Origin of the sequence: Methylotuvimicrobium buryatense 5G (assembly GCF_000341735.1) — a bacterium.
In the GTDB taxonomy this organism is placed as follows: domain Bacteria; phylum Pseudomonadota; class Gammaproteobacteria; order Methylococcales; family Methylomonadaceae; genus Methylotuvimicrobium; species Methylotuvimicrobium buryatense.
Window position 1 is genome coordinate 1,529,144 of record NZ_KB455575.1, and the last position, 24,692, is coordinate 1,553,835.

Annotated in this window: 15 protein-coding genes; 9 read left to right on the top strand and 6 right to left on the bottom strand. The window is 48.6% G+C overall.

Going from position 1 to position 24,692, the window contains the following annotated elements; translation table 11 throughout:
- Positions 1 to 8: 8 nt before the first annotated feature.
- From urtB to METBU_RS27975, 3 genes are all read right to left on the bottom strand, one after another.
- Positions 9 to 935, bottom strand: a complete 927-nt coding sequence (gene urtB, locus METBU_RS0106810; protein ID WP_017839901.1) for an urea ABC transporter permease subunit UrtB — start codon at positions 933 to 935, stop codon at positions 9 to 11.
- A gap of 107 nt (positions 936 to 1,042) precedes the next feature.
- Complete coding sequence (gene urtA, locus METBU_RS0106815) at positions 1,043 to 2,323, bottom strand: urea ABC transporter substrate-binding protein (RefSeq protein WP_017839902.1); 1,281 nt, start codon at positions 2,321 to 2,323, stop codon at positions 1,043 to 1,045.
- A 129-nt stretch (positions 2,324 to 2,452) separates the two neighbouring features.
- Positions 2,453 to 2,746 (bottom strand): hypothetical protein, encoded by a 294-nt coding sequence (locus tag METBU_RS27975; RefSeq protein ID WP_017839903.1) that lies wholly within the window; start codon positions 2,744 to 2,746, stop codon positions 2,453 to 2,455.
- A 59-nt stretch (positions 2,747 to 2,805) separates the two neighbouring features.
- Here METBU_RS27975 and METBU_RS0106825 point away from each other — a divergent pair, with 59 nt between their 5' ends.
- Both METBU_RS0106825 and METBU_RS0106830 read left to right on the top strand, forming a co-directional pair.
- The gene (locus METBU_RS0106825) at positions 2,806 to 6,228 is read left to right on the top strand and encodes a hybrid sensor histidine kinase/response regulator (protein WP_017839904.1); all 3,423 of its coding nucleotides are present in this window, start codon (positions 2,806 to 2,808) and stop codon (positions 6,226 to 6,228) included.
- On the top strand, positions 6,225 to 7,142 hold the full coding sequence (locus METBU_RS0106830; RefSeq protein WP_017839905.1) for a response regulator transcription factor: 918 nt from the start codon (positions 6,225 to 6,227) through the stop codon (positions 7,140 to 7,142). Before METBU_RS0106825 ends, METBU_RS0106830 begins: the two co-directional genes overlap by 4 nt.
- A gap of 197 nt (positions 7,143 to 7,339) precedes the next feature.
- Here METBU_RS0106830 and METBU_RS0106835 read toward each other — a convergent pair whose 3' ends face one another.
- From METBU_RS0106835 to METBU_RS0106845, 3 genes are all read right to left on the bottom strand, one after another.
- Positions 7,340 to 7,999 carry a chemotaxis protein CheB gene (locus METBU_RS0106835; RefSeq protein WP_014148219.1) on the bottom strand — a complete coding sequence of 220 codons (660 nt, stop codon included), beginning with the start codon at positions 7,997 to 7,999 and terminating at the stop codon, positions 7,340 to 7,342.
- Between the two features lie 573 nt (positions 8,000 to 8,572).
- Positions 8,573 to 9,436 (bottom strand): SdiA-regulated domain-containing protein, encoded by an 864-nt coding sequence (locus tag METBU_RS0106840; protein WP_017839906.1) that lies wholly within the window; start codon positions 9,434 to 9,436, stop codon positions 8,573 to 8,575.
- Positions 9,437 to 9,712: 276 nt separating this feature from the next.
- Positions 9,713 to 10,630: a hypothetical protein gene (locus METBU_RS0106845; RefSeq protein WP_017839907.1), complete on the bottom strand. Its 918-nt coding sequence runs from the start codon at positions 10,628 to 10,630 to the stop codon at positions 9,713 to 9,715.
- 534 nt (positions 10,631 to 11,164) lie between these two features.
- On the opposite strand from METBU_RS0106845, the gene METBU_RS0106855 reads away from it, so the two are divergent.
- From METBU_RS0106855 to METBU_RS0106885, 7 genes are all read left to right on the top strand, one after another.
- Complete coding sequence (locus METBU_RS0106855) at positions 11,165 to 11,932, top strand: hypothetical protein (protein WP_017839909.1); 768 nt, start codon at positions 11,165 to 11,167, stop codon at positions 11,930 to 11,932.
- Between the two features lie 339 nt (positions 11,933 to 12,271).
- Positions 12,272 to 15,673 (top strand): hybrid sensor histidine kinase/response regulator, encoded by a 3,402-nt coding sequence (locus METBU_RS0106860; RefSeq protein WP_017839910.1) that lies wholly within the window; start codon positions 12,272 to 12,274, stop codon positions 15,671 to 15,673.
- A gap of 500 nt (positions 15,674 to 16,173) precedes the next feature.
- On the top strand, positions 16,174 to 17,121 hold the full coding sequence (locus METBU_RS0106865) for a response regulator transcription factor (RefSeq protein WP_017839911.1): 948 nt from the start codon (positions 16,174 to 16,176) through the stop codon (positions 17,119 to 17,121).
- 1,427 nt (positions 17,122 to 18,548) lie between these two features.
- Complete coding sequence (locus METBU_RS0106870) at positions 18,549 to 20,111, top strand: Re/Si-specific NAD(P)(+) transhydrogenase subunit alpha (RefSeq protein WP_017839912.1); 1,563 nt, start codon at positions 18,549 to 18,551, stop codon at positions 20,109 to 20,111.
- 9 nt (positions 20,112 to 20,120) lie between these two features.
- The gene (gene pntB / locus METBU_RS0106875; protein ID WP_026130081.1) at positions 20,121 to 21,512 is read left to right on the top strand and encodes a Re/Si-specific NAD(P)(+) transhydrogenase subunit beta; all 1,392 of its coding nucleotides are present in this window, start codon (positions 20,121 to 20,123) and stop codon (positions 21,510 to 21,512) included.
- Between the two features lie 702 nt (positions 21,513 to 22,214).
- Positions 22,215 to 23,279 (top strand): response regulator, encoded by a 1,065-nt coding sequence (locus METBU_RS0106880; protein WP_017839913.1) that lies wholly within the window; start codon positions 22,215 to 22,217, stop codon positions 23,277 to 23,279.
- 81 nt (positions 23,280 to 23,360) lie between these two features.
- Positions 23,361 to 24,686, top strand: a complete 1,326-nt coding sequence (locus METBU_RS0106885; protein ID WP_014149094.1) for a serine hydrolase domain-containing protein — start codon at positions 23,361 to 23,363, stop codon at positions 24,684 to 24,686.
- Positions 24,687 to 24,692 lie beyond the last annotated feature (6 nt).

Below are 24,692 nucleotides of genomic sequence, written 5' to 3' on the forward strand. Positions count from 1 at the left end.
ACTCCCCCTTATTGACGAATTTTGAGAGCAAAAAGCCCTTGAGGACGCAGCATCAGTATGCCGACGACAATCAAAAGCGTGATGACCTTGGCCATAGATCCGCTCAAGAAAAATTCCAAAGTCGATTGCGATTGTGAAATCGTAAACGCGGAGGCAATCGTGCCGATAAGGCTCTGTGCTCCGCCGAATACGACGACTAGAAAGGTATCGACAATATAGAGTTGACCCGAAGTCGGTCCTGTCGAACCGATCATCGTAAACGCGCTGCCAGCGATACCGGCGATGCCGCAACCGATGCCGAACGTGTAACGGTCGACCTTCCCCGTATCGATGCCGACCGCTCCTGCCATGGGTCTATTCTGAACGACGGCCCGCACTTGCTTGCCCCAGAGTGAGCGAAACATCAAGAAATAGACGCCCGACGCTATAAACAAGGTCAAAACCATCACGAAGATGCCATTGATCGGTACCTCTATCGTTTCGGTCATGGCATACGATCCCATCATCCATTCCGGAAGAGTCACGCCGACTTCTCGGGCACCGAAAACGGTACGGTACAATTGTTGAAGAATCAAACTGAGCCCCCAAGTCGCCAATAAGGTATCGAGAGGCCGCTTAAATAGAAACCGGATCATACCCCACTCGACCAACACGCCCAGCGCGAAACACACTAAGAAAGCCAGAGCCATCGCTACAAAAAAGTAGCCGTCGAATAAAGCCGGCAAATAGGTTTCGAAAATATGGGATGTTAAATAGGTTGTATAGGCGCCCAAAATCATGAATTCGCCATGGGCCATATTGATGACGCCCATCTGACCGAAAATGATCGCCAATCCCAATGCCATGAGCACTAAAACCGAAAATAAAATCAAACCGGCAAAACCCTGCATGAATAAAATATCTGTCAGTTCCGCCATTGAATATTCTTCAAACATGACTCGATCCTCTTTGCTAACGGTCGGATTTTTTTAAATTGCCTCTCTCCCTCAAATACCGGGAGAGAGGTTTCAAATGTTGACGGCGCGTGCCGGAGTCAAAGGTTTTATTGATAACCTACCGGGAAAGGGTTCGGTTCGATCAATTCCTCGCTTTCATAAACGACTTTATATTGACCGTCTTTTTGCGCTAAACCGACTCGAGTCTTGGACCACAAGTGATGATTTTCATGAATGCGAACATAGCCTTCCGGTGCGGTCGTCAACTCGATACCCGGCGATGCGGCACGGATTTTATCGATATCGAACGAACCGGCTTTTTCGACGGCAGCTTTCCACAACCAGGGACCCAAGTAGGCTGCTTGGGTGACGTCGCCTATCACGATATCTTGTCCCCATTTGTCTTTGAATGCTTGCACGAACGCTTGATTGTTCGGATTGTCGAGGCTTTGAAAATATTTCATCGCGGCATAAGCCCCTTCGATATTTTCACCGCCGATACCCAAAATTTCGTCTTCGGTCACCGAAATCGTCAACAAAAGCGGCTTTTCTTTAGTCAAGTCAATACCGGCCGCCTTGAGCTGCTTATAGAAGGCAACATTGGAACCGCCGACCACGATGGCATAGATCACATCCGGCTTTTTCAACTTGATTTTATTGATCACCGAATTGAATTGCGTGTGCCCTAACGGATAATATTCTTCGCCTACAACTTTTAATCCCAGTTTTTCAATATGTTTTCTGGCGATCTTATTGGAGGTACGGGGCCAGATATAATCCGAACCCAACAAGTAAAAAGTTTTTGCGCCTTTTTCCTTGACCACCCAATCGATACCAGCGATGATTTGTTGCGTCGCTTCCTGGCCGGTATAGATTACGTTGGGAGATTGTTCGAGCCCTTCATAGAAAGTCGGATAGTACAGCATGCCGTTATATTGCTCGAAAACAGGCAGAACGGCCTTGCGCGAGGCCGAAGTCCAACACCCGAAAACGGCGGCGACTTTGTCGTTGACCAATAATTTTTTCGATTTTTCGGCGAAGGTCGGCCAATCGCTGGCACCGTCCTCTTGAATGTATTCGATCTTACGGCCGAGCACGCCGCCCATGGCGTTTATCTGATCGATCGCAAGCTTTTCCGCTTGCACCGATCCGGTTTCGCTAATCGCCATCGTACCGGTAACAGAGTGCAAAATACCGACCGTAACCGTATCGTCGGTCACTGCCAATCCTGTCGTATTGACCTCACTTGTCGGGGGGTTGGCCCAACTAAGGGTGGAAGATGCCAAGATCAGACCCAGCGGAAAAGCAATCAATGTTTTAATAAAACTCCGGCGCTTGAATACCGGAGAATTGTCCCGGCTCCCACTTTCATAATTAAAGATACACATGTTTAAGCTCTCCAAATTAAATTTTGTTTGGTTCGCTGACAGTGTCCGGCAAAGCGCTTCGTTTAACCATTAGGCGGATGCTCACCCGCGTTACGTCATTTGACGTATGCCCTTCTCTATAGCTAGCTGTTAATCTTCCAATATAAATTTCATAACATGCTGATTTATTATTATATTTTTAGCATGTAGCAAGCCATTCCAACGAGTATATTTCGTTATGAATTCAATAGACATAAAGTCGACAAGAGTACTTTTCAGCAACTCATTATCCATCGGCATTGATCGATTCAAGCCATGAGCTTTGTCAGCAATTCCCAATTTGGGGATCAAAAAGGGTGTGGGGTGTGCTTGGCGAGGATGTCGGCAGCGGGGAGCTGCCGCCAAGCCCCCATGGATGGGTTTACGGCGTTCCTCGACAGGCATACCCCACACCCTAAGATCGGCGAAAATGCCCAAACCGGGAACTGCTGGAGCTTTGTTGCATGAACGGCCAACAAAAAATCTTTCGAGTACGGCGCAATTACAACCGGTGGGTCGCCAATCAAACGCTCGAAGATTATGCGCTCCGCTTTACCGCTAAAAAATCCAGGAAATGGTCCGAATGGCAAGTATCGTTGACTGCGCTGGGTGGGATTTCGTTTCTCGCGCTCGAAGCGATCGGCGGCACCTTGACCTTGACCTACGGATTCGTCAATGCGGTGTCGGCCGTTTTAACCGTCGGCGCGATCATTTTTTTAACCGGTTTACCGATCAGCTATCACGCCGCCAAACTAGGCACGGACATCGATCTTCTTACCCGCGGAGCGGGATTCGGCTATATCGGATCCACGGTCACTTCATTGATTTATGCGTCGTTCACTTTCATTTTTTTTGCACTGGAAGCCACCATTCTCTCAATGGCGCTGGAGCTCACGCTAAATATCCCATTATCTATCGGTTATCTTATTAGCTCTTTGGTCGTTATCCCTCTAGTCACGCATGGCATTACGCTAATCAGCCGATTTCAAGTATGGACTCACCCGCTTTGGATCGCGCTTCAAATCATTCCTCTGGTCTGTATCGCTCTTAAATCGGACGATGCGATGGCTCTCTGGACAGGGTATAAGCCGATAACGGCGACAGAAGGCTTTGATATAACGGCTTTCGGCGCTGCATCCGTCGTTGCGTTTTCCTTGATTGCTCAAGTCGGCGAACAAGTCGACTTTCTCAGATTTCTGCCCGAAAAAAGCAATCAGAACAAGCTTACCTGGTGGGCCGCTTTGATTTCCGCCGGCCCCGGCTGGATTTTCCCCGGAATGGCTAAAATCCTCATCGGCTCGTTTCTTGCCGTTTTGGCTATCGAGCACGGCATCGGCTTTGACCAAGCTTCGGACCCGAATCACATGTATCTAACCGCATTCGGCTATTTGACCTCATCCCCGGAACTGCCGCTGTTATTGACCGGCATTTTTGTCATATTCTCGCAACTGAAAATCAATGTGACGAATGCCTATGCCGGGTCCATCGCATGGTCTAATTTTTTTTCCAGAACGACTCAAAATCATCCCGGGCGCGTGGTTTGGTTGGTTTTCAATGTCGTCATCGCACTGATGTTGATGGAACTGGGAATTTATCATGCACTTAAAGAAATCCTTGGCTTGTTTGCCATCATCGCTATTGCTTGGGTCGGTTCATTGGCAGCCGATTTGACTATCAACCTCCCTCTTGGCCTAAGACCCCGAAAAATGGAATTCAAAAGGGCCCATTTATACGATATCAACCCGGTCGGTATCGGTTCTATGCTGACCGCCTCTTTGATTGGTTTGATCGCTTATAGCGGCTTGCTCGGTATTAACTTTCAGGCCCTGTCGCCTTATCTCACATTAGCCCTTACTTTTGTTTGTACGCCCTTGATTGCCTGGCTGACGAATGGACGTTATTACATCGCCAGGGATCCGGAGAATGCCGATAAAAATCCCGACCAGGTTTGTTGTATTTGCGAACATCACTTCGAGCCGGAAGACATGTCGCTTTGTCCGGCCTATGCGGGAGCAATCTGCTCGCTATGCTGCTCTCTCGACAGTCGGTGTCACGATATGTGTAAAACCAATGCCGGCATGGCGGATCAAATTTCCTCGGCATTGAACAAAATCATGCCGGACGCTTGGAGCGGAATCGTCACGGCAAGGCTAGGAAACTTTTTCGGCTTGTTTGTACTTACCGGCATTTTGATGTCCTCCTTGCTTGCGCTGATTTATTTCCAGATTACGTCGGACGAAACTATCGATAAAGCTTTGATCACCGATGCCCTAATCAATATTTTCTTCATCTTGCTGATTATTTCAGGCGTCGTATCGTGGATGTTCTCTCTACTTCATGAAAGCAGAAAACTGGCGCTGGAGGAATCCCGCAATCAAACCGATCTGCTGATTGCTGAAATCGAAGCCCATCAAATGACCGATCTTAAGCTGCAGCAAGCGAAAGAAGTAGCGGAAGCCGCGAATCAAGCGAAGAGCCGTTATCTGACCGGTATTAGCCACGAATTGAGGTCGCCGCTCAATGCGATACTCGGCTATGCTCAACTACTGGAGAAAGATAAAGCCATTCCCGGCAACCGAAGAGACGCTTTGTCGGTCATTCGACGCAGCAGCGAACATCTGGCGGATATTATCGAAGGTCTATTGGATATTTCCAGAATAGAAGCCGGCCGGCTACAAATCTCTAAGAACGATGTCGACTTTATCGCGATGCTCGATCAAATCGTGAATATGTTTAAGGTTCAGTCTACTGCCAAAGGTATTCAATTCGTGCACGAACAGTTGACGCCTTTACCGAAAACCATTCGTACCGATGAAAAACGCTTACGCCAAATATTGATCAATTTGATTTCGAACGCCGTTAAATATACGCATCAGGGCGAAGTATATTTTTCAGTATCCTATCGCAACCAAGTCGCCGTCTTTTCGATGAAGGACACCGGAGAAGGCATCGAACCGGAAAATATTGAAAAAATCTTTCAACCTTTCGAAAGAATTCGAAAAGCCGGAGCGCCTTACATTTCCGGCACAGGCCTTGGCCTGACGATTACGCGCTTCTTGACCGATATACTAGGCGGAGAAATCACCGTAAAAAGCAGTCCCAATCAAGGCAGTCTTTTCAAAGTTTCTTTAATGCTTTCCAGTGTCAACGCCATAAAAGCACCGCACAGCCTACCTGCCGCCATACCCAGCGGCTATCAAGGCATCGAGCAGACGATTTTCATCGTCGACGACGATCCCAGTCATCGCGGCTTGTTGGTTGACATGCTGTCTCCTCTGGGATTCAACGTGTTTCAAGCTCAAGACGGCTTTACTTGCCTGGATATGTTGCAATATTGCAAAAAAAAGCCCCAACTTTTTTTATTGGATATAGCCATGCCCGGCATGAGCGGTTGGGAATTGGCCGGTCGCATTCGAAGCCAAATTCCATCGGCAACCGTAATCATGGTTTCCGCTAATGCCCATCAACCGAATTCGATATTCGCGGAACATCTACCCTACGATGCTTATCTCGTCAAACCGATAAAATTGACCGATATGATGGATCTGATCCAAAAATATTTGCCGATTCGTTGGGTCTACGGCACCGGCGGCTCTTTTTCCGATGAAGGGAAAATAGCCCCTCTCTTAGCGAGTGAAAGCGCTTCACCTAGTAAAATCGAAAGTAAGTCCGAAATAACGTTGCTACCCTACCGAATGCTCGATCGATCGGATCGAGAAACGATGATCCAGCTCGCTAAAATCGGCTATATGAACGAATTACTCAGTTTCTTGAAAGGCTTAGAAGAAGATCGAAAATTAAACAAGCAACACGCCGATCGCCTTACAAGCCTTGTTAAAAACTACCGATTCGATGAACTCATTACTTGCCTTGAAGAAATGCTATGAATCCGACACGCCCGTTAGAATTGAAAAAAGATATCGTGCTGGTCGTCGACGATTCGCCGGACACGCTGAGCATGCTCAACGACACATTGGATAGAGCGGGATTTGCCGTCTTAGTTGCACTGGAAGGTTCGCAAGCACTAACAATCCTAAACAATATCAATCCCGACATTATCTTGTTGGACGCACTCATGCCCAATATGGACGGCTTCGAGACCTGCAAAAAACTTAAACAACATCGCAATTCGGCCGATATTCCCGTTGTTTTCATGACCGGTTTGTCGGATTCTGAAAGCATCGTTAAAGGATTGGAAGCCGGCGGAGTCGATTACGTCACGAAACCGGTAAAAGGAGAGGAACTCATCGCAAGAATGCGGGTTCATTTGGCAAATGCCAGATTAACAAAAAGCGCCCGCGCCGCATTGGATTCGGCAGGACAATATTTATTTTCGATCGATTCTAACGGCCGCTTGCTTTGGGCCACTCCACAAGCCGTTCAATTATTCTCGGACTCCGGCTTGAATACCGAACAGCTCGATGAATCGTTGATAAAACCGCTCAGACTCATGCTATCGCCTCAATACAACAGAGAAAAAGGGCAAACGGTAAACCTGGAGACAAAATCTCTTGAAATGAAATATATCGGTCAAACCGGTAACAAAGAACATCTAATACGAATCGTTGATTCGGAACGCGCAACTGAAGAGGAAATATTACGAGCCAACCTTTTTTTAACGGAGCGCGAATCCGAAGTACTGCTTTGGATAGCCAAAGGTAAAACCAACCGCGAGATTGGATCAATCCTCGAAATGAGCCCTCGCACCGTCAACAAACATCTAGAGCAAGTGTTTAAAAAAATGAACGTGGAAAACCGCACCAGCGCCGCAGTGATGGCATTGAAATATCTGAAATCGTGATGCCGGTTTATACATTTTGCTATCGCCTCCCAAAAATTAAATTGCGTACTACAGGCAAGCAAAAAGATAGGGGGGTAAAGATAATGCAAAATGAAAGGCTTGGCCCCAGATATGGAAAGCAACACTGTCTGTACAATCAGGAATGAGGCAGCATCAGATTGATCGAAGATCCGAAATTGGCAATGACTTACCGGCTGTCACAACACCTCATTTCTAGCAATGCGCACAAGTTTTTGAGCGATATTTTCCGGTGACAGAACAAAATCGATGCAACCACTCGCAATTGCTGTCTCCGGCATGTCTGGCTGAATAGCGGTATCAAGCTTTTGAGCAATGGTGATGCCGCCGACTTCTTTGATGCCGCAAAGCGCGTCAGCTCCGTCACCATCATAGCCAGAGACAATCACAGCAATCAGCTTACCGTCCCAATGCTCCGTCAATGAGCGTAGAAATACCGTGATGACATCGGGCCAACCATGAGGCTTCGATATTGGCTTTAAATGAAACTGTCCATCGGTGACGTGTAAATCCCGATTGGCTGGAATGATAAACACGCGGTTAGGTTTCATTTGCAGACTTTCCGTGATTAGCTCAACAGGCATGGTGGTATAAGTCGGCAGAACTTCATGCAGCATGGTCGGCATTTTTGTGATGTGATTAACAATGACGATAGCTACGCCTAGGTTTGCCGGCAGATTTTGCAACAACCTAATATAAGCGTCGAGCCCGCCCGCCGAACCGCCCACACAAACGACAGGAAAATCGTTCTCCAAGGAAACCGCTTCGTTTACTCTGTTGCCGTTTGCTACCCCTGAAGTTTCTGATTCATTAACGGCTCCGTATCTATCGTGTATCATGAGTACCTCTTTAATTGTCGACAAACAACCATCCTATACCAAGAAGAAAAGGGGTCAGGTTACTTTTCAAGACTAATTCGCAGACTTCGACAGGTAAGTAGGTGAGCTTATTTTTGCGCAACCCTTCCAACGAGCGGGCACATAGCGCCCTGCCTATTTTTTATCGCCACGCCGAATGTTCTCCAATACTTGTTAAGGAACGAGCATGAAATAACTTAGACAACTGTTGGAAGGGGGTTTGGTGGCTCGATTGACAGGTGTCGGCGGCAGGGATAGCCGCCGTCAAGCCTACACGGACGTATTCACGGCGTCCTGTCAAGCGAGTCACCAAACCGCAGCAATTCCCAGTTTGAGCAGTTTCGCCGATTTTAGGGTGCGGGGTATGCCTGTCGAGGAACGCCGTAGACCCATCCATGGGGGCTTGGCGGCAGCTCCCTGCTGCCGATATCCTCGCCAAGCATACCCCACACCCTTTTTGATCTCCAAATTGGGAATTGCTGACCAAACCGCCACAAAGCCTACTACTTGTATAAGTTATTTTGTGCATATTCCTAAGGCGATTTTCTGCGAAGCCTATCGATCCGGACGCCGCTCCAGAACCAGAAATTGATTCGGCTCTCCGACTACATAAATTCGGCCGTCATTATCAACGGCCACACCTTCCGGTTGCCATAACCAGCCAATCAATCCTAATTTTCCTGCGCGTAAACTGAGCCGCGACAATTCCCGCCCCTGCATGTCGACGACATGCAGACTGTCGGAGGATTCACTCAATATCAATAACTTGTCTTCCTTCCCCGGTAATACGCTCAATCCAGCATAATCCCTTACCTTCAGTCGCATAGACAATAATCCTGACAAATCTACCCCCATACCCCATTCGTCAACTGGCTGATGCAAAAGGGTAGGAGGCGTTTCTTTCACTGCAAATAAGCCAAATTGTTGCGACCACGCTACGCCTTCGATACCGTTATTGTCATCATCTTCTTCTGCCAGATTAAACCTGACTGCCTGATCGTGCGTTATCGATTCCGTAGCTTCAGTGATTTCCACCCGCATCAGGTTGTAGAGATTTTCTTCGGCAATCACAAAAAAGTTATCATACAGGTAGGTTATGGACTCGGTATCCCGAAAACCGGGTAAATCAATTGTCCGCTGCAACTCGCCATTTTTATTGAGAACATGAACCTTACAGGGTCTATTGGTCACCGCATAAAGCAGACCCGATGGCGGATGATAGGTGATGCCCGAGAGATTTTCTTGGATGCCGTCGACATGGCGAGCAGGCTCAATCGGTTGATAACGACTCAGATCCCAATCCGTTTCTATTCCGCTTATTAAAGGCGAGTTATCAGGAAAATGCCATGCAATCCATCCGGACAAAAGTAACAACGGCAATAACAACCACAAACGTTTTTTCCTGACACTGGATTTCATTAAACCTTCGTAAATTTACACAAGTTCGGATTCTCGATTGTTTATGTTAACTCGAACTTAAATTAACAATTAATACTATTTACTCATCGTAGATCAAAATTCGGCGCCGGGGTGTCCGTCAAAGGACGCCGTGAATACGTCCATATAGGCTCTATGCCGGCTCCATGCTGGCAAAGCCTTTGTCGAGCCCCCGGAGCCTCCTTAGACGCTGCCGAAATTTGAAGTGCGAAAGGCATATTAAGGTTTACTACCGACTCCCCTGTTAACTTTTAAATTTCAAATTTTTAAGATTTCTTCCAACGGCACCAAATTTAGTTTGATTCTAAATAGAATCTCTTTATTTTCCAGCACCCCGTAACATTCGTAAGAACGCAACAAGATTCTAGTGTTATTGAGTGTATTATCCTTGGACTCCGGCAGTTGTTTGACCAATATGTAAACTTTATCGTTGTTTTTCAGTTGCCCAACCCAATGACGGTCGATCGATAACTCATGCGAGGTATAAACCATTGGATTAGCCTTGAAATCGTGATTCTCAAGTTGAGCCTTTTCCAGTAAGACTCCGGAAGTTAAGCTGCAAGGGAATATTTCAGGATAATGGGCAACTTCGGCCAGTTCGTCAAAATAATCGGATTGCTCGGCCAAAGAACCCGACAAAAAATTTTTGACATTGCCGTTATGCATCCATTTTCGCATTAAAAAGTAATCGCTGCCCGGAACCAGAGTTTTATCTGCAACCGTATTCAGATCCGGCAAACCGTTTAAATCAGTATTTGCAAGAAACAGCGGAGCTTGGGTTTCTTTTTTATAGCCAAGCAAAATCGTTTTGCCTTGCGACTTGATAACGACTCGGTTAGTCAACGTCAAATCGGGAATCGTGTTGATCAAGGTTTTTTTAATTTCCAGCGAAAATTCCTGACTTGGTCGTAAGGCGTTGACGAAAATAGTCTGGTAATTGCTAAATCGCAATTGCTTATCAACTATGATCTGCTCCTCATGCTGTGCCTCGCGGTACAGACGCATCTGGTATTCGATCAGCGTATTCAACTGAAAACCCAGCACGATGGGGCCTTTGAATGGATTATGAGTAATCTGCAACCATTTGTGTTTGTCGTGAAACAGGTTGAAATCGTCGGAAGCATTTCGTGCGACTTCAATATGAATTTGTTCAAAAGTAAACGATTGCTTTTTCATGTTTAATTTGGCCGCGACAATTCGAAAACAACCATTTTAGTTGCGGATTGAAATTAGTCGGAAAGTTTTTTCACATGATCATAATCATGACATCAATCTGAAAAAAGAGACTGGGGTACTACTCTTGTTGGCCGCCATCAATCAAAAAAAGTAACCTGACCCCTTTTCGTTTCCTTTTCGTTTTATTTGGCCTATCGGGTAAATGACGTATACCGAAAAACCGGCAGGCATTCTAAAGTGCGTCAAGCTTTATTAAACACGCTCGAAGTGTTCCGGCCAAAACCGTAACGGATACATAGTTTTTGCGTGTCGATATGCCGAATGACTCGATACTAAAATCGCTGATAAACAAATCGGTAATCAAGCGATCGAATTTAATTTGGCATCGCTGTTGCTTATTTTTCAGTGATCGCACCCATTTTCGTTTTTGGCTTCCCTCTCCCCTGAACCGTGCCTAAGCGAGTGGGAGCGATTACGCCAAAATTTGAAGCGCGAAAAGAAGTAGAATTTATTTTTATCAATCACAGGATAGCCATGATCGAACCGTTGCATCACCTAAAATCAAGCGTTTTCATCGCTCTTTCGGTTATCTCGACAACCTTAATCGGATGCACGATAGGCCCGGATATGAAACGAGTGCCGATCGATGCCGCTTCGGTAAAGCAAATCTTTTTCGAAATCGATATCGAAGCGGCCGGCTATCAAGCCGATGACACGGCGAATCATGAAATGGCCGAAACAATCGCAAGCCATTTAAACGAATGGGGTTATACCATCGGCATTGATGCCGATAAACCCGCCGACCATCGGATGCAGGCAACGATCGAAGCCGTCAAGCACGGTAGCACCCCAACCGGCTTTTCATTTACTGCCGGAAATTCCGACCCGCGAGCGGTAAACTTTCAAAAAGCGGAAATCGTGCCGATCACCTGCTCGCTAATCTCGACCGCGAACAGCACCGAGTCGGCGTACTATACGATGGAATTTATCGCTAAACCGCTCTCAGGGGGCGAAAAACGCTCGCGATTGATCGACCAAGTGAGCACCGTTTGCCTGAATTTGCTGAAATCGCTCAAAGTTCAACCGGAAGAACGTGCAGATGCGCTTCAAGCCACCAGTCCTAGCTGGGCACCGGATGTTTTGATCGAAACCGTTGAAGAGCCGGAAACGCAAACCGAACCAGGCAAGCCAGTGCCCTCCGAGACAAATGACATTAACGCCGAAAAGAAAAGCTATAAACAAATTACGATCCATAACCAAGGTTCGCCCGTTATTTTGAAACTTGGCCATGAAAGAAAATAATTCGGAATTATAGCGCTCGCTCGTTAAATTTCCGATTTATGAAAGTTTACCCCTGCACTCTCCCTTTCGGGAGAGTCGCATGATCACGATATTCGATATGCACGAGGCATAGAAAAACCGCACTCCGCCCACCGCCCTCTTCCGTAGCACTAAGAATGTGCGTTTTTTCGTCATTCGCACCATATCAATACACGCCACCGCCGTTATTTGACACATGCGCACCGAACGGGTGCCGGGCGCCTTGAAAACAGTTTATTACAATTACGGCATATAAATTGCCTTAATTATTCATTGTTCAATGACTTGCTTTCAAAGCCGAAACCTCATGCCTGATTATCAATGAGCGCCCCGATTCATCAGAACATCTCGAAAATTCGCCGCGACTATAACGCTTGGGTCGCTAACGAATCTCTAGAAGATTATGCACTTCGTTTTGCGCCGCGCAGTTTTCGCAAATGGTCCGAGTTCCAAGTGGCCAATACGGCCTTCGGATCGACTTCGTTTCTGGTTTTGGAAGCCATCGGCGGTTTTCTGTCTATCAATTACGGATTTACCAACGCGTTCTGGGCCATTTTAGTGGTTGGCCTAGTCATCTTCATCACCGGTTTTCCCATAAGTTATTATGCCGCCCGGTATAACATCGACATCGATTTACTGACTCGTAGCGCCGGTTTCGGCTATATCGGCTCGACCGTTACCTCGTTGATTTATGCCTCGTTTACCTTCACGCTTTTTGCACTCGAAGCGTCGATCATGTCGCTCGCACTCGAACTCTATTTTCAAATCCCGATCGCATTGGCCCATGTCATCAGCGCGGTGATCGTAATACCGTTGGTCGCATTCGGAATCACGACGATCAGCCGGCTGCAACTATGGACTCAGCCGATCTGGCTGATTTTGTTGATCGCGCCTTATATCGCCGTTTACCGGCACGAACCCGAAGCGCTACTGACACTCAAAACCTATTTTTGGATCGCCGGCAGCGGACGCGATTTCGACTGGCTATTGTTCGGCAGCGCTGCGACGGTGGCTTTTTCGATGGTCGCTCAAATCGGCGAACAAGTCGACTTTTTGCGTTTCATGCCCGAAAAAACTCGACAGAACCGCTTTCGTTGGTGGTTCGGTACCATTGCCGCCGGTCCCGGCTGGGTATTATTCGGCATGCTCAGACAGTTAGGCGGGGCTTTGCTCGCACATCTCGCACTGCGTAACGGCATCGCAGCGGAGCACGCACACGAACCGACGCAAATGTATTTGATCGCTTATAACGATCTGTTCGGCAATCCTGCGATTGCGCTCGCCGTCACGACGCTGTTCGTCGTCATCTGCCAGATAAAAATCAACGTAACCAACGCCTATGCCGGCTCACTCGCCTGGTCGAATTTTTTTTCGCGAGTGACGCACAGTCATCCCGGACGCGTCGTTTGGTTAGTATTCAATGTCTCGATCGCGTTATTGTTGATGGAGTTCGGCGTTTTCGGCGCTTTGGAAAAAGTGTTGGGTTTGTTTTCCAATATCTCGATCGCTTGGATCAGCGCGGTTGCCGCCGAATTGATGATCAATAAGCCGTTGGGCCTCAGCCCCAAAATCGTCGAATTCAAGCGCGCCTACCTACCCGACCTCAATCCGGTCGGCATTATCGCAACCTTATGCGCGTCGATCGTTTCGATACTGGCCTACCTTGGCGCCTTCGGCGATTATCCGCGTGCTTTCTCGGCGTTTATTTCGCTTGGCCTAGCCTTTATTCTTGTTCCTCTCATCGCAGTCGTTTCCGGGCCTAAACATTATCTGGCTCGCGACCGGGACGAAAACAACAAGGCGTCTCATCAACACTGCAGCATTTGCGGCAACGCATTCGAGCAGGAAGACATCGCCTATTGTCCAGCCTATCAAGGCAGTATTTGTTCGTTGTGTTGCACGCTCGAAGCGCGATGTCTGGATGCTTGCAAACCCGGAGCACGACTCGACGATTATTTGGAAATAGTGGCCCGGCGCTTTCTGCCGAAAACGCTATCGCTACAGGCTCGTTTGCGATTACTGCGCTTTGGCCTGCTGTTTTTGTTTCTGACGGTACTTACCAGTATTTTTATCGGCATCATTTATTATCAGGATTTGTTGACCGCCCAACCTTATCCACCTGCTTTTCGACTGTTATTGGAAAATTTCGTCAAGATTTATGCATCGTTGTTGGTATTTATCGGTTTGTGTACCTGGTGGCTGATTTTGAACGATGAGAGCCGCCGCGTCGCCCATGAAGAAACGGCTAAACAAACGCAATTATTGTTGATGGAAATCGAGGAACACAAAAAGACCGACGTGAAACTAGCCCAAGCCTTAAAAATGGCCGACGCTGCCAATAGCGCAAAAAGCCGTTTTTTGAGTAACATGAGCCATGAAATCAGAACACCCCTCAATAGCATCATCGGTTACGCTTATATTCTTCATAAAGACACGGAAATACCTGAACGCCGCCGCCAAGCGGTCGAAACATTAAAACGGAGCGGCGAACATTTGTCATCGCTAGTCGAAGATATCCTCGATATTGCGAGTATCGAGGCGCGTAAATTCGAAATTAAATCGGCGCCGTTTCATTTTCCGGCTTTTATCGATCATTTAGTGCGGGTCTACAAACCCCAGGCCGAATCGAAAGGTTTATCGTTTTGCTGCCAGTTCACCCATTCCCTGCCCCAGCGAATTCGCGGCGATGAAAAACGGGTCGGACAAATTCTGATTAATTTGCTGAGTAACGCCGTCAAGTTCACAGAAACGGGAGGTATCATCTTCCGCATCGGTTACAGCGGCGAGGTCGCCAACTTTCAAGTCATCGACACCGGCAAAGGCATCGAGCCGAAACATTTGCAAAACATCTTCCAACCCTTCACACGGATACACGACAGTAGCGGAAATGCCGTTTCAGGCAGCGGACTCGGGCTTACGATCAGCAAAATTTTCGCCGAAATCATGGGAGGAGAACTGTCGGTTACGAGCGAACCCGGTCGGGGCTCTGCATTCACGGTACGCCTGTTTTTACCGAATCAAGGCGCGACGCCGGAAGCCGTCAGAGATAATGACGTCCAAGGCTACTCAGGACGCCGCAAACGCTTGCTCGTCGTCGACGATCAGGCTGAACATCGCGATTTAATCGTCTCGATTCTGGAACCCCTCGGTTTCGTCATGGATGAAGCCGAATCCGGTGGAGTTTGTATCGACATCGTTTCGGACAATCCTCCCGACCTCATTCTGCTCGATCTTTCGATGCCGGATATCGACGGTTTAGCAACCGCTACTGTGCTACGCGAGAAAGGCTATAAACACCCCATCGTTGTACTGAGTGCTAACGCCTATTTGACGGACCGAGTCGCCGCTATCAACGCCGGTTGCAACGATTTTCTCTCGAAGCCGGTAAAAATTCGCGAATTATTATACAAACTTGGACTGCATCTCTCGCTGGAATGGATTCACCAGCATGATGACACGCTTGTTTTGAATCAGTCGGCAAATAATGCGATCGTATTCCCCCCGCAACAAGTAATCGACGAACTCGCCGGATTCGTTCGAATCGGCGATTTAACCGGATTGAAGACTCGATTAGACCTTTTAGCTTCGGAATACGCGCTATTCGTCGCCAAAATAAAAAAATTGGCCTACGAATTTAAAATCGGGGAAATCAAAAAACTGCTGTTATCGAGTAATGATGTTGAAATTACGCGAGTGAAGACCGATTCGATCGATAAGATTTGAACTTGCGATTATGAATATTCAGCCTTTATCCTAAATTCAGCAATTTGACCATGAAGCACATGAAGTTCCTATAGAATTTCAATATATTACCTAAGCGTTCTCGCTAACATCTTGAGTGGTAATTATTCACATCCCCCCTATCGTTCCCACGCAGAGCGTGGGAACGATAGTTGCTCGGGGACTGAATATTTACCTTGGGCGAGTGAATGATCCATACAAATTCATAGCAAGTTATTGAATTAAATTCATATTCTTCATGTTATACCCTTTGCCAGTCAAATTTCGGCGTCGGGATGCCCGTCAAAGGACGCCGTGAATACGTCCATGTAGGCTCCATGACAGCATCCATGCTGCCAAAGCCTTTGACGAACACCCCGACGCCTCCATACGCTAATGCCGAAATTTGAAGTGCGATAGGTATATTCATGGTGAAACGCTTTTTTAGGTTTATGGGCCTGCATTTAACATTTACCAAAATGGCTTGGAAACAATTTTAAATTATGACTGCGGCAAATCATTCCGTTAATAAGGGCACAGTATTGATCATCGACGATACGCCCGGTAATTTGGCGTTTTTATCCGACACGCTCTCGGAAGCCGGGTACCGGGTGTTGGTCGCCATCGACGGGCATTCCGCACTCGAGCAAATCGGTTTTTTGCACCCCGATATTATTTTGCTCGATGTCGTCATGCCGGGAATCGACGGTTTCGAAACCTGTCGAAAAATAAAGAGCAATCCGGCCACAACCGACATTCCTATTTTGTTCATGACCGGACTGGGCGAGCTGGATAATCTATTAAGGGGCTTCGACGAAGGCGGCCTGGACTATATTGTCAAACCGATCAAACCGACCGAAGTTTTGGCACGAGTCGATGTTCATCTGACCCAAGCCAGAACAATCAGCCGCGCCAAAACCGCGTTGAAACATGCCCCGTTCGCCGCTTTAACTGTGGATAGGTCCGGACGGATTACTTGGCTGACACCATGCGCGGAAACATTGTTGAGCCAATTAACCGAAAAACTTGATTCAAGCCGGAAAGTAGAAATCGGCGCACTCCCTCCGCAACCGATTTCGGGATGGCTCCGAGAACAAATTCAGGCTAACCATATAGGTCGGGAATTACCTTCGGAAATAGATCACATACTCGGCAACTTATCGATCAAACTCTCTCGAAGCGCGGACTCCCATGAATTCCTACTGCTTTTGCAACAACGCGCAGGCTCACGAGATTGGAATCTTGAGTCGCTGAAAGACTCCTTGGGTCTTACATTAAGAGAAGCGGAAATACTGATGTGGATTTCCCGCGGCAAAACCAACAAAGAAATCGGCATCATCCTCGGCAGTAGCCCACGCACCGTGAACAAGCATTTGGAGCATATCTTCGAAAAACTCGGCGTTGTCACGCGAGCCGCCGCCGTTGCCATGGTCATGCAAAAAGCTACCTGATTAGCAAGTTTCTTCAGCTAAAGCCCAAAAACCGGCATATCCCTAGCAGGACGGGGTTTGCAACCCTGTCCTAAACGTTTTGACTTTGGCCGAAGTTAGCCGAAATGTTTAGGGCAAACCGAAACGTTGGGGACGGGTTAAATAACCCGTCCCGCAAAGGGACGGCAAAGCGTAGCTTCACATCAATGTAACCTGAATATCGGCAATCCATGCCGAGATGACGAATAATGCCGCATATGCACCATAGAGCAGGCACTAAGTTGGCGCTTATGGGGGCTATTGTTAGTCTTTTGTCGGTGATCTTAGACTATAAAGTGCCAAGTGCAGGGTGAGCATTGCGCAACTGGGCCGGGACATCTTGTTGGGTTCGGCGCCGTGGAAAGATGCGCGATGCGTACCTACGGTGCTGGGTTCAAGGCGGTCCTCGCTAGTCACACCCCATACTTTCATAAAGTTAGCCATTTTTTGAGTATGGAGGGAGTAAGAAAATAATGCGTCTTCCGCCAGGGATTGTCGGAATCCAGCCCCCAGTGCCAAGAATGGCACTGCGTAGCTTCACATCCATGCAACCAGGACCCGAGTAATCCGCCGGGGCGATGCATTTATGGGTTGAATTCGCCGCGTTTCAATTTTAGCTAAAACTTATAAATAACTAGTGAATACTCTATTCTGCGGACAAAATCGCAGTTATAAACTGTAGCGTCTGAAACAATTATAACCGCTATCTTTATTTTGATTTTAGGCTTTAAACTAAAATATCGTAGTAACAGATAGTCAATTTTCGATTGACCCCCACTTTAGGGCTGCCTGGAGGCAGCCCTCTTTTTTCCGATTTATACCTTTCGCACTTCAAATTTCGGCAGTGCTTGAGGAGGCGCCAGGGTGTGCGGCAAAGGCTTTGACAGCAGGGACGTATTCACGGCGTCCTTTGACGGAGCCCCCTGGGCCGAAATTTGACCAGCAAAGGGTATAAAACGATATCGAAGGTGCTTCGTTTTACCCCAGCGACGAATTTCCTTAGCCAAAACTCCTTTTTCCTAGGATTCGATTTTTCTTTCTCGCACTTATTGTCGATAGCTATTGAAATGCACTGGCGAATTGCCTATGCTCCGCAAGCGGAGTTTGAATTATACCCATCGTAGATCAAAATTCGGCACCGGGGTGTCTCCGTCAAAGGACGCCGTGAATACGTCCCTGTAGGCTCTCTATACCGGCTCCATGCTGGCAAAGCCTTTGCCGGACACCCCCGCGCCTCTTTAGGCAATGTCGAAATTTCAAGTGCGAAAGGTATAAGTCCGCATTTCATAACGCTCGACTCGATTCACGGCACATCAACAACGATATTGCCCTATAAGCCCACAGGTCTAATCGGTCAGTAGCCCTCATACCGGGACGATGTGCTTAAACAAAAACAAAAAGGAAGCACTATGAAAATTGGTATCCCTAAAGAAGTACACGAAGGTGAAAAGCGCGTCGCGACGACGCCCGAGGCCGCCGAAAAAATCATAAAGCTCGGCTTTTCGGTCGCGGTCGAATCCGGCGCGGGTCTCGGTGCCGATATTTCCGATGACGCCTATCGAAAAGTCGGTGTCGAGATTGTCGATAGTCCCGAAAAAATTTGGGAGGACTGCGATCTGGTCATGAAGGTACGTCCGCCGCAAAAACATCCGAAACTCAAAAAAGACGAAGCCGAATTGCTCAAGGACGGCGGTCATTTAATCAGTTTTATTTGGCCTGCACAAAATGAACAATTAATGCAGAAGCTGGCCGCGAAAAATGCCACGGTACTGGCGATGGACAGCATTCCCCGAATATCTCGCGCGCAAAAAATGGATGCGCTCAGTTCGATGGCCAACATTGCCGGCTACCGCGCAGTGATCGAGGCGGCTCAACATTTCGGCCGCTTCTTTACCGGCCAAATCACCGCGGCCGGTAAAATTCCACCCGCCAAAGTCTTGGTCATCGGCGCCGGCGTTGCAGGGCTTGCCGCGATCGGTGCCGCAAAATCGCTTGGTGCGATCGTCCGGGCTTTCGATACCCGCCCCGAAGTGAAAGAGCAAATCGAAAGCATGGACGCCGAATTCTTGATGCTGGATTTCGAGGAAGAAGGCTCCGGCACCGGCGGCTATGCCAAAACCATGTCCAAGGAATTCATTGAAGCCGAAATGGCCTTGTTCGCGCAACAAGCCAAGGATGTCGACATCATCATCACGACCGCTTTGATTCCCGGAAAACCGGCACCTAAGTTGATTACCAAGGCAATGGTCGAGTCGATGAAATCCGGCAGCATCGTCGTCGATTTAGCCTCGGAGCAAGGCGGCAACTGCGAACTCACGCAAAAAGACAAGGTCGTTGTCGAACACAACGTCACGATCATCGGCTACAGCAATCTGCCCAGTCGCTTGGCCAATCAATCCAGCCAACTCTATTCTACCAATTTAAGACATTTGTTGACCGACCTTTGCCCGGAAAAAAACGGACAACTCAATATCGACATGGAAGATGAAGCGATACGCGGCGCCACGGTCATCAAGGAAGGCAAGATTACCTGGCCGCCGCCTCCGCCGACATTGTCTGTCGTGCCGAAAACAACGGACGATACCAAAGTCCCGGCCGTCATCGAGAAGCCTTCAGGATTGCCGATACCGCAACCGGTTAAACAACTGCTACCGCTGATTCTCGGAGGCCTGGCGCTGTTCAGTGTCGGATCGGTCGCACCGGAATCGTTCATGTCGCATTTCACCGTGTTCGTGCTGGCCTGCTTCATCGGTTATCAAGTGATCTGGAATGTCTCGCCGTCGCTGCATACGCCGTTGATGAGCGTTACCAATGCGATTAGCGGCATCATCGTGATAGGCGCGTTGATCCAAGTCTCGGCGCCGGGCTTTTTGATGACGTTATTGGCGGGTCTCGCCGTGTTGGTCGCGTCGATCAATATCGTCGGCGGCTTTGTCGTAACGCGCCGTATGTTAGAAATGTTCAGGAAATAGGAAGGTCCCATGTCTCAAAGTCTAGTTTCAATGTCTTACATCGCGGCGGCCGTTCTGTTTATCTTGAGCCTGAGCGGACTCAGCAATCAAGAAACCGCCCGTCGCGGCAATTATTACGGCATGGCCGGCATGACCATCGCGATCTTGGCCACGGTGCTGAGCGATTCGGTCACGGCCTATGTCACGCTGATCATTGCCTTGCTAATCGGCGGTACTATCGGCGTCAAAGCCGCTCTGAAAGTCGAAATGACGCAAATGCCGGAATTGGTTGCGATCATGCATAGCCTGGTCGGGCTAGCGGCGGTTCTGGTCGGCTACGCGAATTTTATCGAGGAAGGCACTTCCCTTTTCGGAGTCGAAAAAACGATACATGAAATCGAAATTTATGTCGGCGTGCTGATCGGCGCGATTACGTTTTCCGGTTCGGTGATCGCATTCGGAAAGCTTAGCGGCCGTATCGACGGTAAACCGCTAATATTGCCCGCCCGGCACTGGCTTAATCTTAGTCTGCTGATCTTGGCTATTTTGTTCGGCAAATGGTTTCTCGCGCAAGCCGAAACCGGCGGCGGCATGCTTCCGTTACTGTTGATGACGGTTATCGCGCTGGCCTTCGGTGTACACATGGTCATGGCGATCGGCGGCGCGGATATGCCGGTCGTTGTTTCGATGCTGAACAGTTATTCCGGATGGGCCGCAGCCGCGACCGGTTTCATGCTTAGTAACGATTTATTGATCGTTACCGGCGCGTTGGTCGGTAGCAGCGGCGCGATCTTGAGCTACATCATGTGCCGTGCGATGAACCGGCATTTTCTCAGCGTGATTGCCGGCGGTTTCGGTACCGGTAGCAGCGGCGCGGCGGCTGAAATCGTCGGCGACGTCAATCCGATCACGCCGGAAGAAACCGCGCAATTGCTGATGTCGGCAGGACACATCGTGATCGTTCCAGGCTACGGCATGGCAGTCGCACAGGCGCAGCATACCGTGTTTGAAATCACAAAACTGCTCCGCCACAAGGGTAAGAATGTGCGCTTCGGTATTCACCCTGTCGCGGGACGCATGCCCGGCCACATGAATGTACTGCTGGCCGAAGCCAAGGTCCCTTACGACATCGTTTTTGAAATGGAGGAAATCAACGAAGACTTTCCCCATATCGATGTCACGCTGGTGATCGGCGCAAACGATATCGTCAATCCGTCGGCGCTCGACGATCCGAACAGTCCGATCGCCGGCATGCCGGTTCTTGAAGTCTGGAAGGGTCAAACGACGATCGCGATGAAGCGCAGCATGGCCTCGGGCTACGCCGGCGTCGGCAATCCCTTGTTCGTGATGGAAAACACCCGCATGCTGTTCGGCGATGCGAACGACACGCTGCAGGCGGTTTTGAAAGCGTTGAGCGCTTAAAAAAAGCGGGGGCCTAACTCCCCATAAGCGCCAACTTAGTGCCTATTCTATGGTGCGTTTATGGCTTTATTCGTCATATTGGTATGGGTTGTCGATATCCATGTTGCATGGATGCGGTGCTACGCATTGCCATCCTTGGCCCTGGATTCCGCCAATCCCTGGCGGAATGACGCGTTCCTTCCTTAAGTTGGCGCTTATGGCCTAGCTCCCTAGCCGGACGGAGTCTTTGCTCCGTCCGCTTCAACCGAAGACGGCATGATTTTCCGCGCCTACTGTCGAGGCAACACATGATGTCCAATAGAATTATTTTGTCACTCCGGTTCATCTTCCTCTTCGTTTCAATCGCGATGATTTACGAAGTGGTGAGCACTCGATCGCATTTATTTTAAACCACTAGACTGCTGCTTGTTTGTTAGAATAATGCAATATAAATTGTAACTATTCAGCGCATGCGGTAGGTTGGTGTCAGGCATTGATTTCTAAGGACGCGTGAATACATCCCTGTAAGCTCTGACTGCAACGTCCTGTTGCAGACAGCCTTATAAATCAATGCCTGACACCTTCTCATACATGACTTATGCTGAATAATTACTATAAATTAAAACTTCTTGCAAAATAGACAAACGGCCTCCCCTGCTTGCATTAGGATTATTTGCATGGCTCGACGCTCCCTTAACAAATTAAGGTTCAAGGTGATTTATCATGGACGTGAAGAACGTAGATATATTAATTGTTGACGATACCCCCGCCAACCTCCACTTATTGGCCAGTATTCTTAAGGAAGAAGGCTATAAAGTCAGACCTGCCGCAAATGGTGAAATGGCTTTGGCGGCCATTGCTAGCAGGGCCCCCGACTTGATCCTTTTGGACATTAAAATGCCCGGCATGAACGGCTTTGAAGTTTGCGCACGCTTGAAGTCCGACCCGTCCACACGCAATATTCCGGTACTATTCATCAGCGCCCTAACCGACGTCACCGATAAACTCAAAGCCTTCAGTGTCGGTGGACTGGACTATATTAGTAAGCCCTTCCAGTTCGAAGAGGTCAAAGCGCGCGTTTCCACGCATTTGCAGTTGAAAGAACTGCAAAATCAGATGGAACGAAAGATCGAGAATGGCGTGCGAAGGATTCAACAACTCAACCGGGAAATTATCGACACGCAGCGCGAAGTCATTTTAACGCTGGGCGAAATTTGCGAAACGCGCTCTCACGAAACGGGCCTGCATGTCAGGCGCGTGGCCGAGTTCAGCTATTTGCTCGCGCAACTGCGCGGCTACGAAGAAGCGGAATTGATCAAACACGCCTCGCCGATGCACGACATCGGCAAGGTGGCGATTCCGGATCATATTCTAAACAAACCCGGCAAACTGACTGCCGAAGAATGGAAGATCATGAAAACCCATAGCGAATTGGGCTTTCAAATGTTATCGGTTTCTAATCGACCGCTATTGCGCATGGCGGCAATCATCGCGCAGCAACATCATGAGAAATGGGATGGCAGCGGCTACCCCCTGGGCTTACAAGGCGAAAATATTCATATCGCAGGCCGCATCACCGCGATCGCCGATGTCTTGGATGCCCTTGGCCACGAGCGCTGCTATAAACCGGCTTGGGCAATAGACGACATACTGGATTTTTTTAATGAACAAAGAGGCAAACACTTCGACCCGGTACTAATCGATTTGTTTATGGAAAATCTCGATCAGTTCTTGGCCAAGATAGAATTTTTTAAACAATTAGATCGATTCGACGCGACCATCGTTTGAGGCCGAAGCATGCCTTTCGCACTTCACACTTCGGCACCGACACTCCATACTCTGAACGCACAAAAACACAAGAGAAACCTCATGCTTTCAGCATTAAGACTATTGATTGCCCTACTCCTAACGCAAACTCCGGCTTTCGCTAAAGAAATCGCACTCCCCGTTCCTCCCGAATCTGTCGGTCTATCTTCGCCGCGATTACAGCATATCAGCCGTTTAATCGACCGGCATATCGACGAGAAAAAGATCGCCGGCGCCGTCGTACTCGTCGCGCGTAAAGGCGAGATCGCCTATTTTCGCGAAGCGGGACAAGCCGGCACCGACCAGGCCATGCAAAAAGACACTATTTTTAGAGTGGTGTCGATGACCAAACCGTTGACTAGCGTGGCGACGATGTTGTTGTACGAAGAAGGCAAGCTATTGCTGTCCGATCCCGTTTCTAAATACATCCCCGAGTTCAAAGATCCCAAGGTATTGGAAATGCAACCGCCCGGCTCGGCATCCGAATACAAACTGGTGCCTGCAAAACGGGAAATAACCATTCGCGATCTCCTCAGCCATACTTCCGGCTTGCTATATCTGTTTCCTAATAACTATTATCATGAACGAAACCGGCAGTTAGTGGTCGATTTCTACAAAGAAGCGGGGATTACCGACGGTTTTTGCCGGCCGAACGAAACGATTGGCGACATGGTCAAACGGCTTGCGCGCTTGCCGCTTTATCAGCATCCGGGCGAACTTTGGGAATACAGTCTCGCCAGCGACGTGTTGGGTTATCTGGTGGAAGTCGTATCCGGCATGCCGTTCGACCGATTCATGCAACAACGCATTTTCGATCCGCTAAAAATGCACGACAGTCATTTTTATTTGCCCAAGGAAAAAATGCACCGCCTGGCTTCCGTTTGGAAAAGCGATTGGCAAGGCTCCTTGGCTCCCGCCCCCGACAAGATGCTTGACGGCGATCTAGCCCTATGTCCATCCGATGCACTGGCCTTATCCGGAAAATACCTTACCGGCGGCGCCAATGTATTGTCCACGGCACATGACTATTACCGTTTCGCGCAAATGCTGCTCAACAAGGGCGAACTGGACGGCGTGCGCCTGTTGAGCCGTAAAACGGTGGAGTTGATGACCGCTACCAACCATATCGGCCATTTCGATGCGGACTTCTTACACGGGCCGGGCTGGAAATTCGGCTTAGGCTTCGCCATTCAGCAAGACCGCGAACATGATGTCGATTCCGGCGATCCGGGCGTATTCGAATGGGCGGGCATCTACTCGACCCGCTTTAGCATTAACCCGAAAGAAGAAACCATTACAATATTCCTGTCGCAAACCTCGCCGTTCAACTTGCATTTCGGATTGTGGGATACCTTGCTGGTGTTGACCAACTCGGCCATTATCGATTAAACGAAG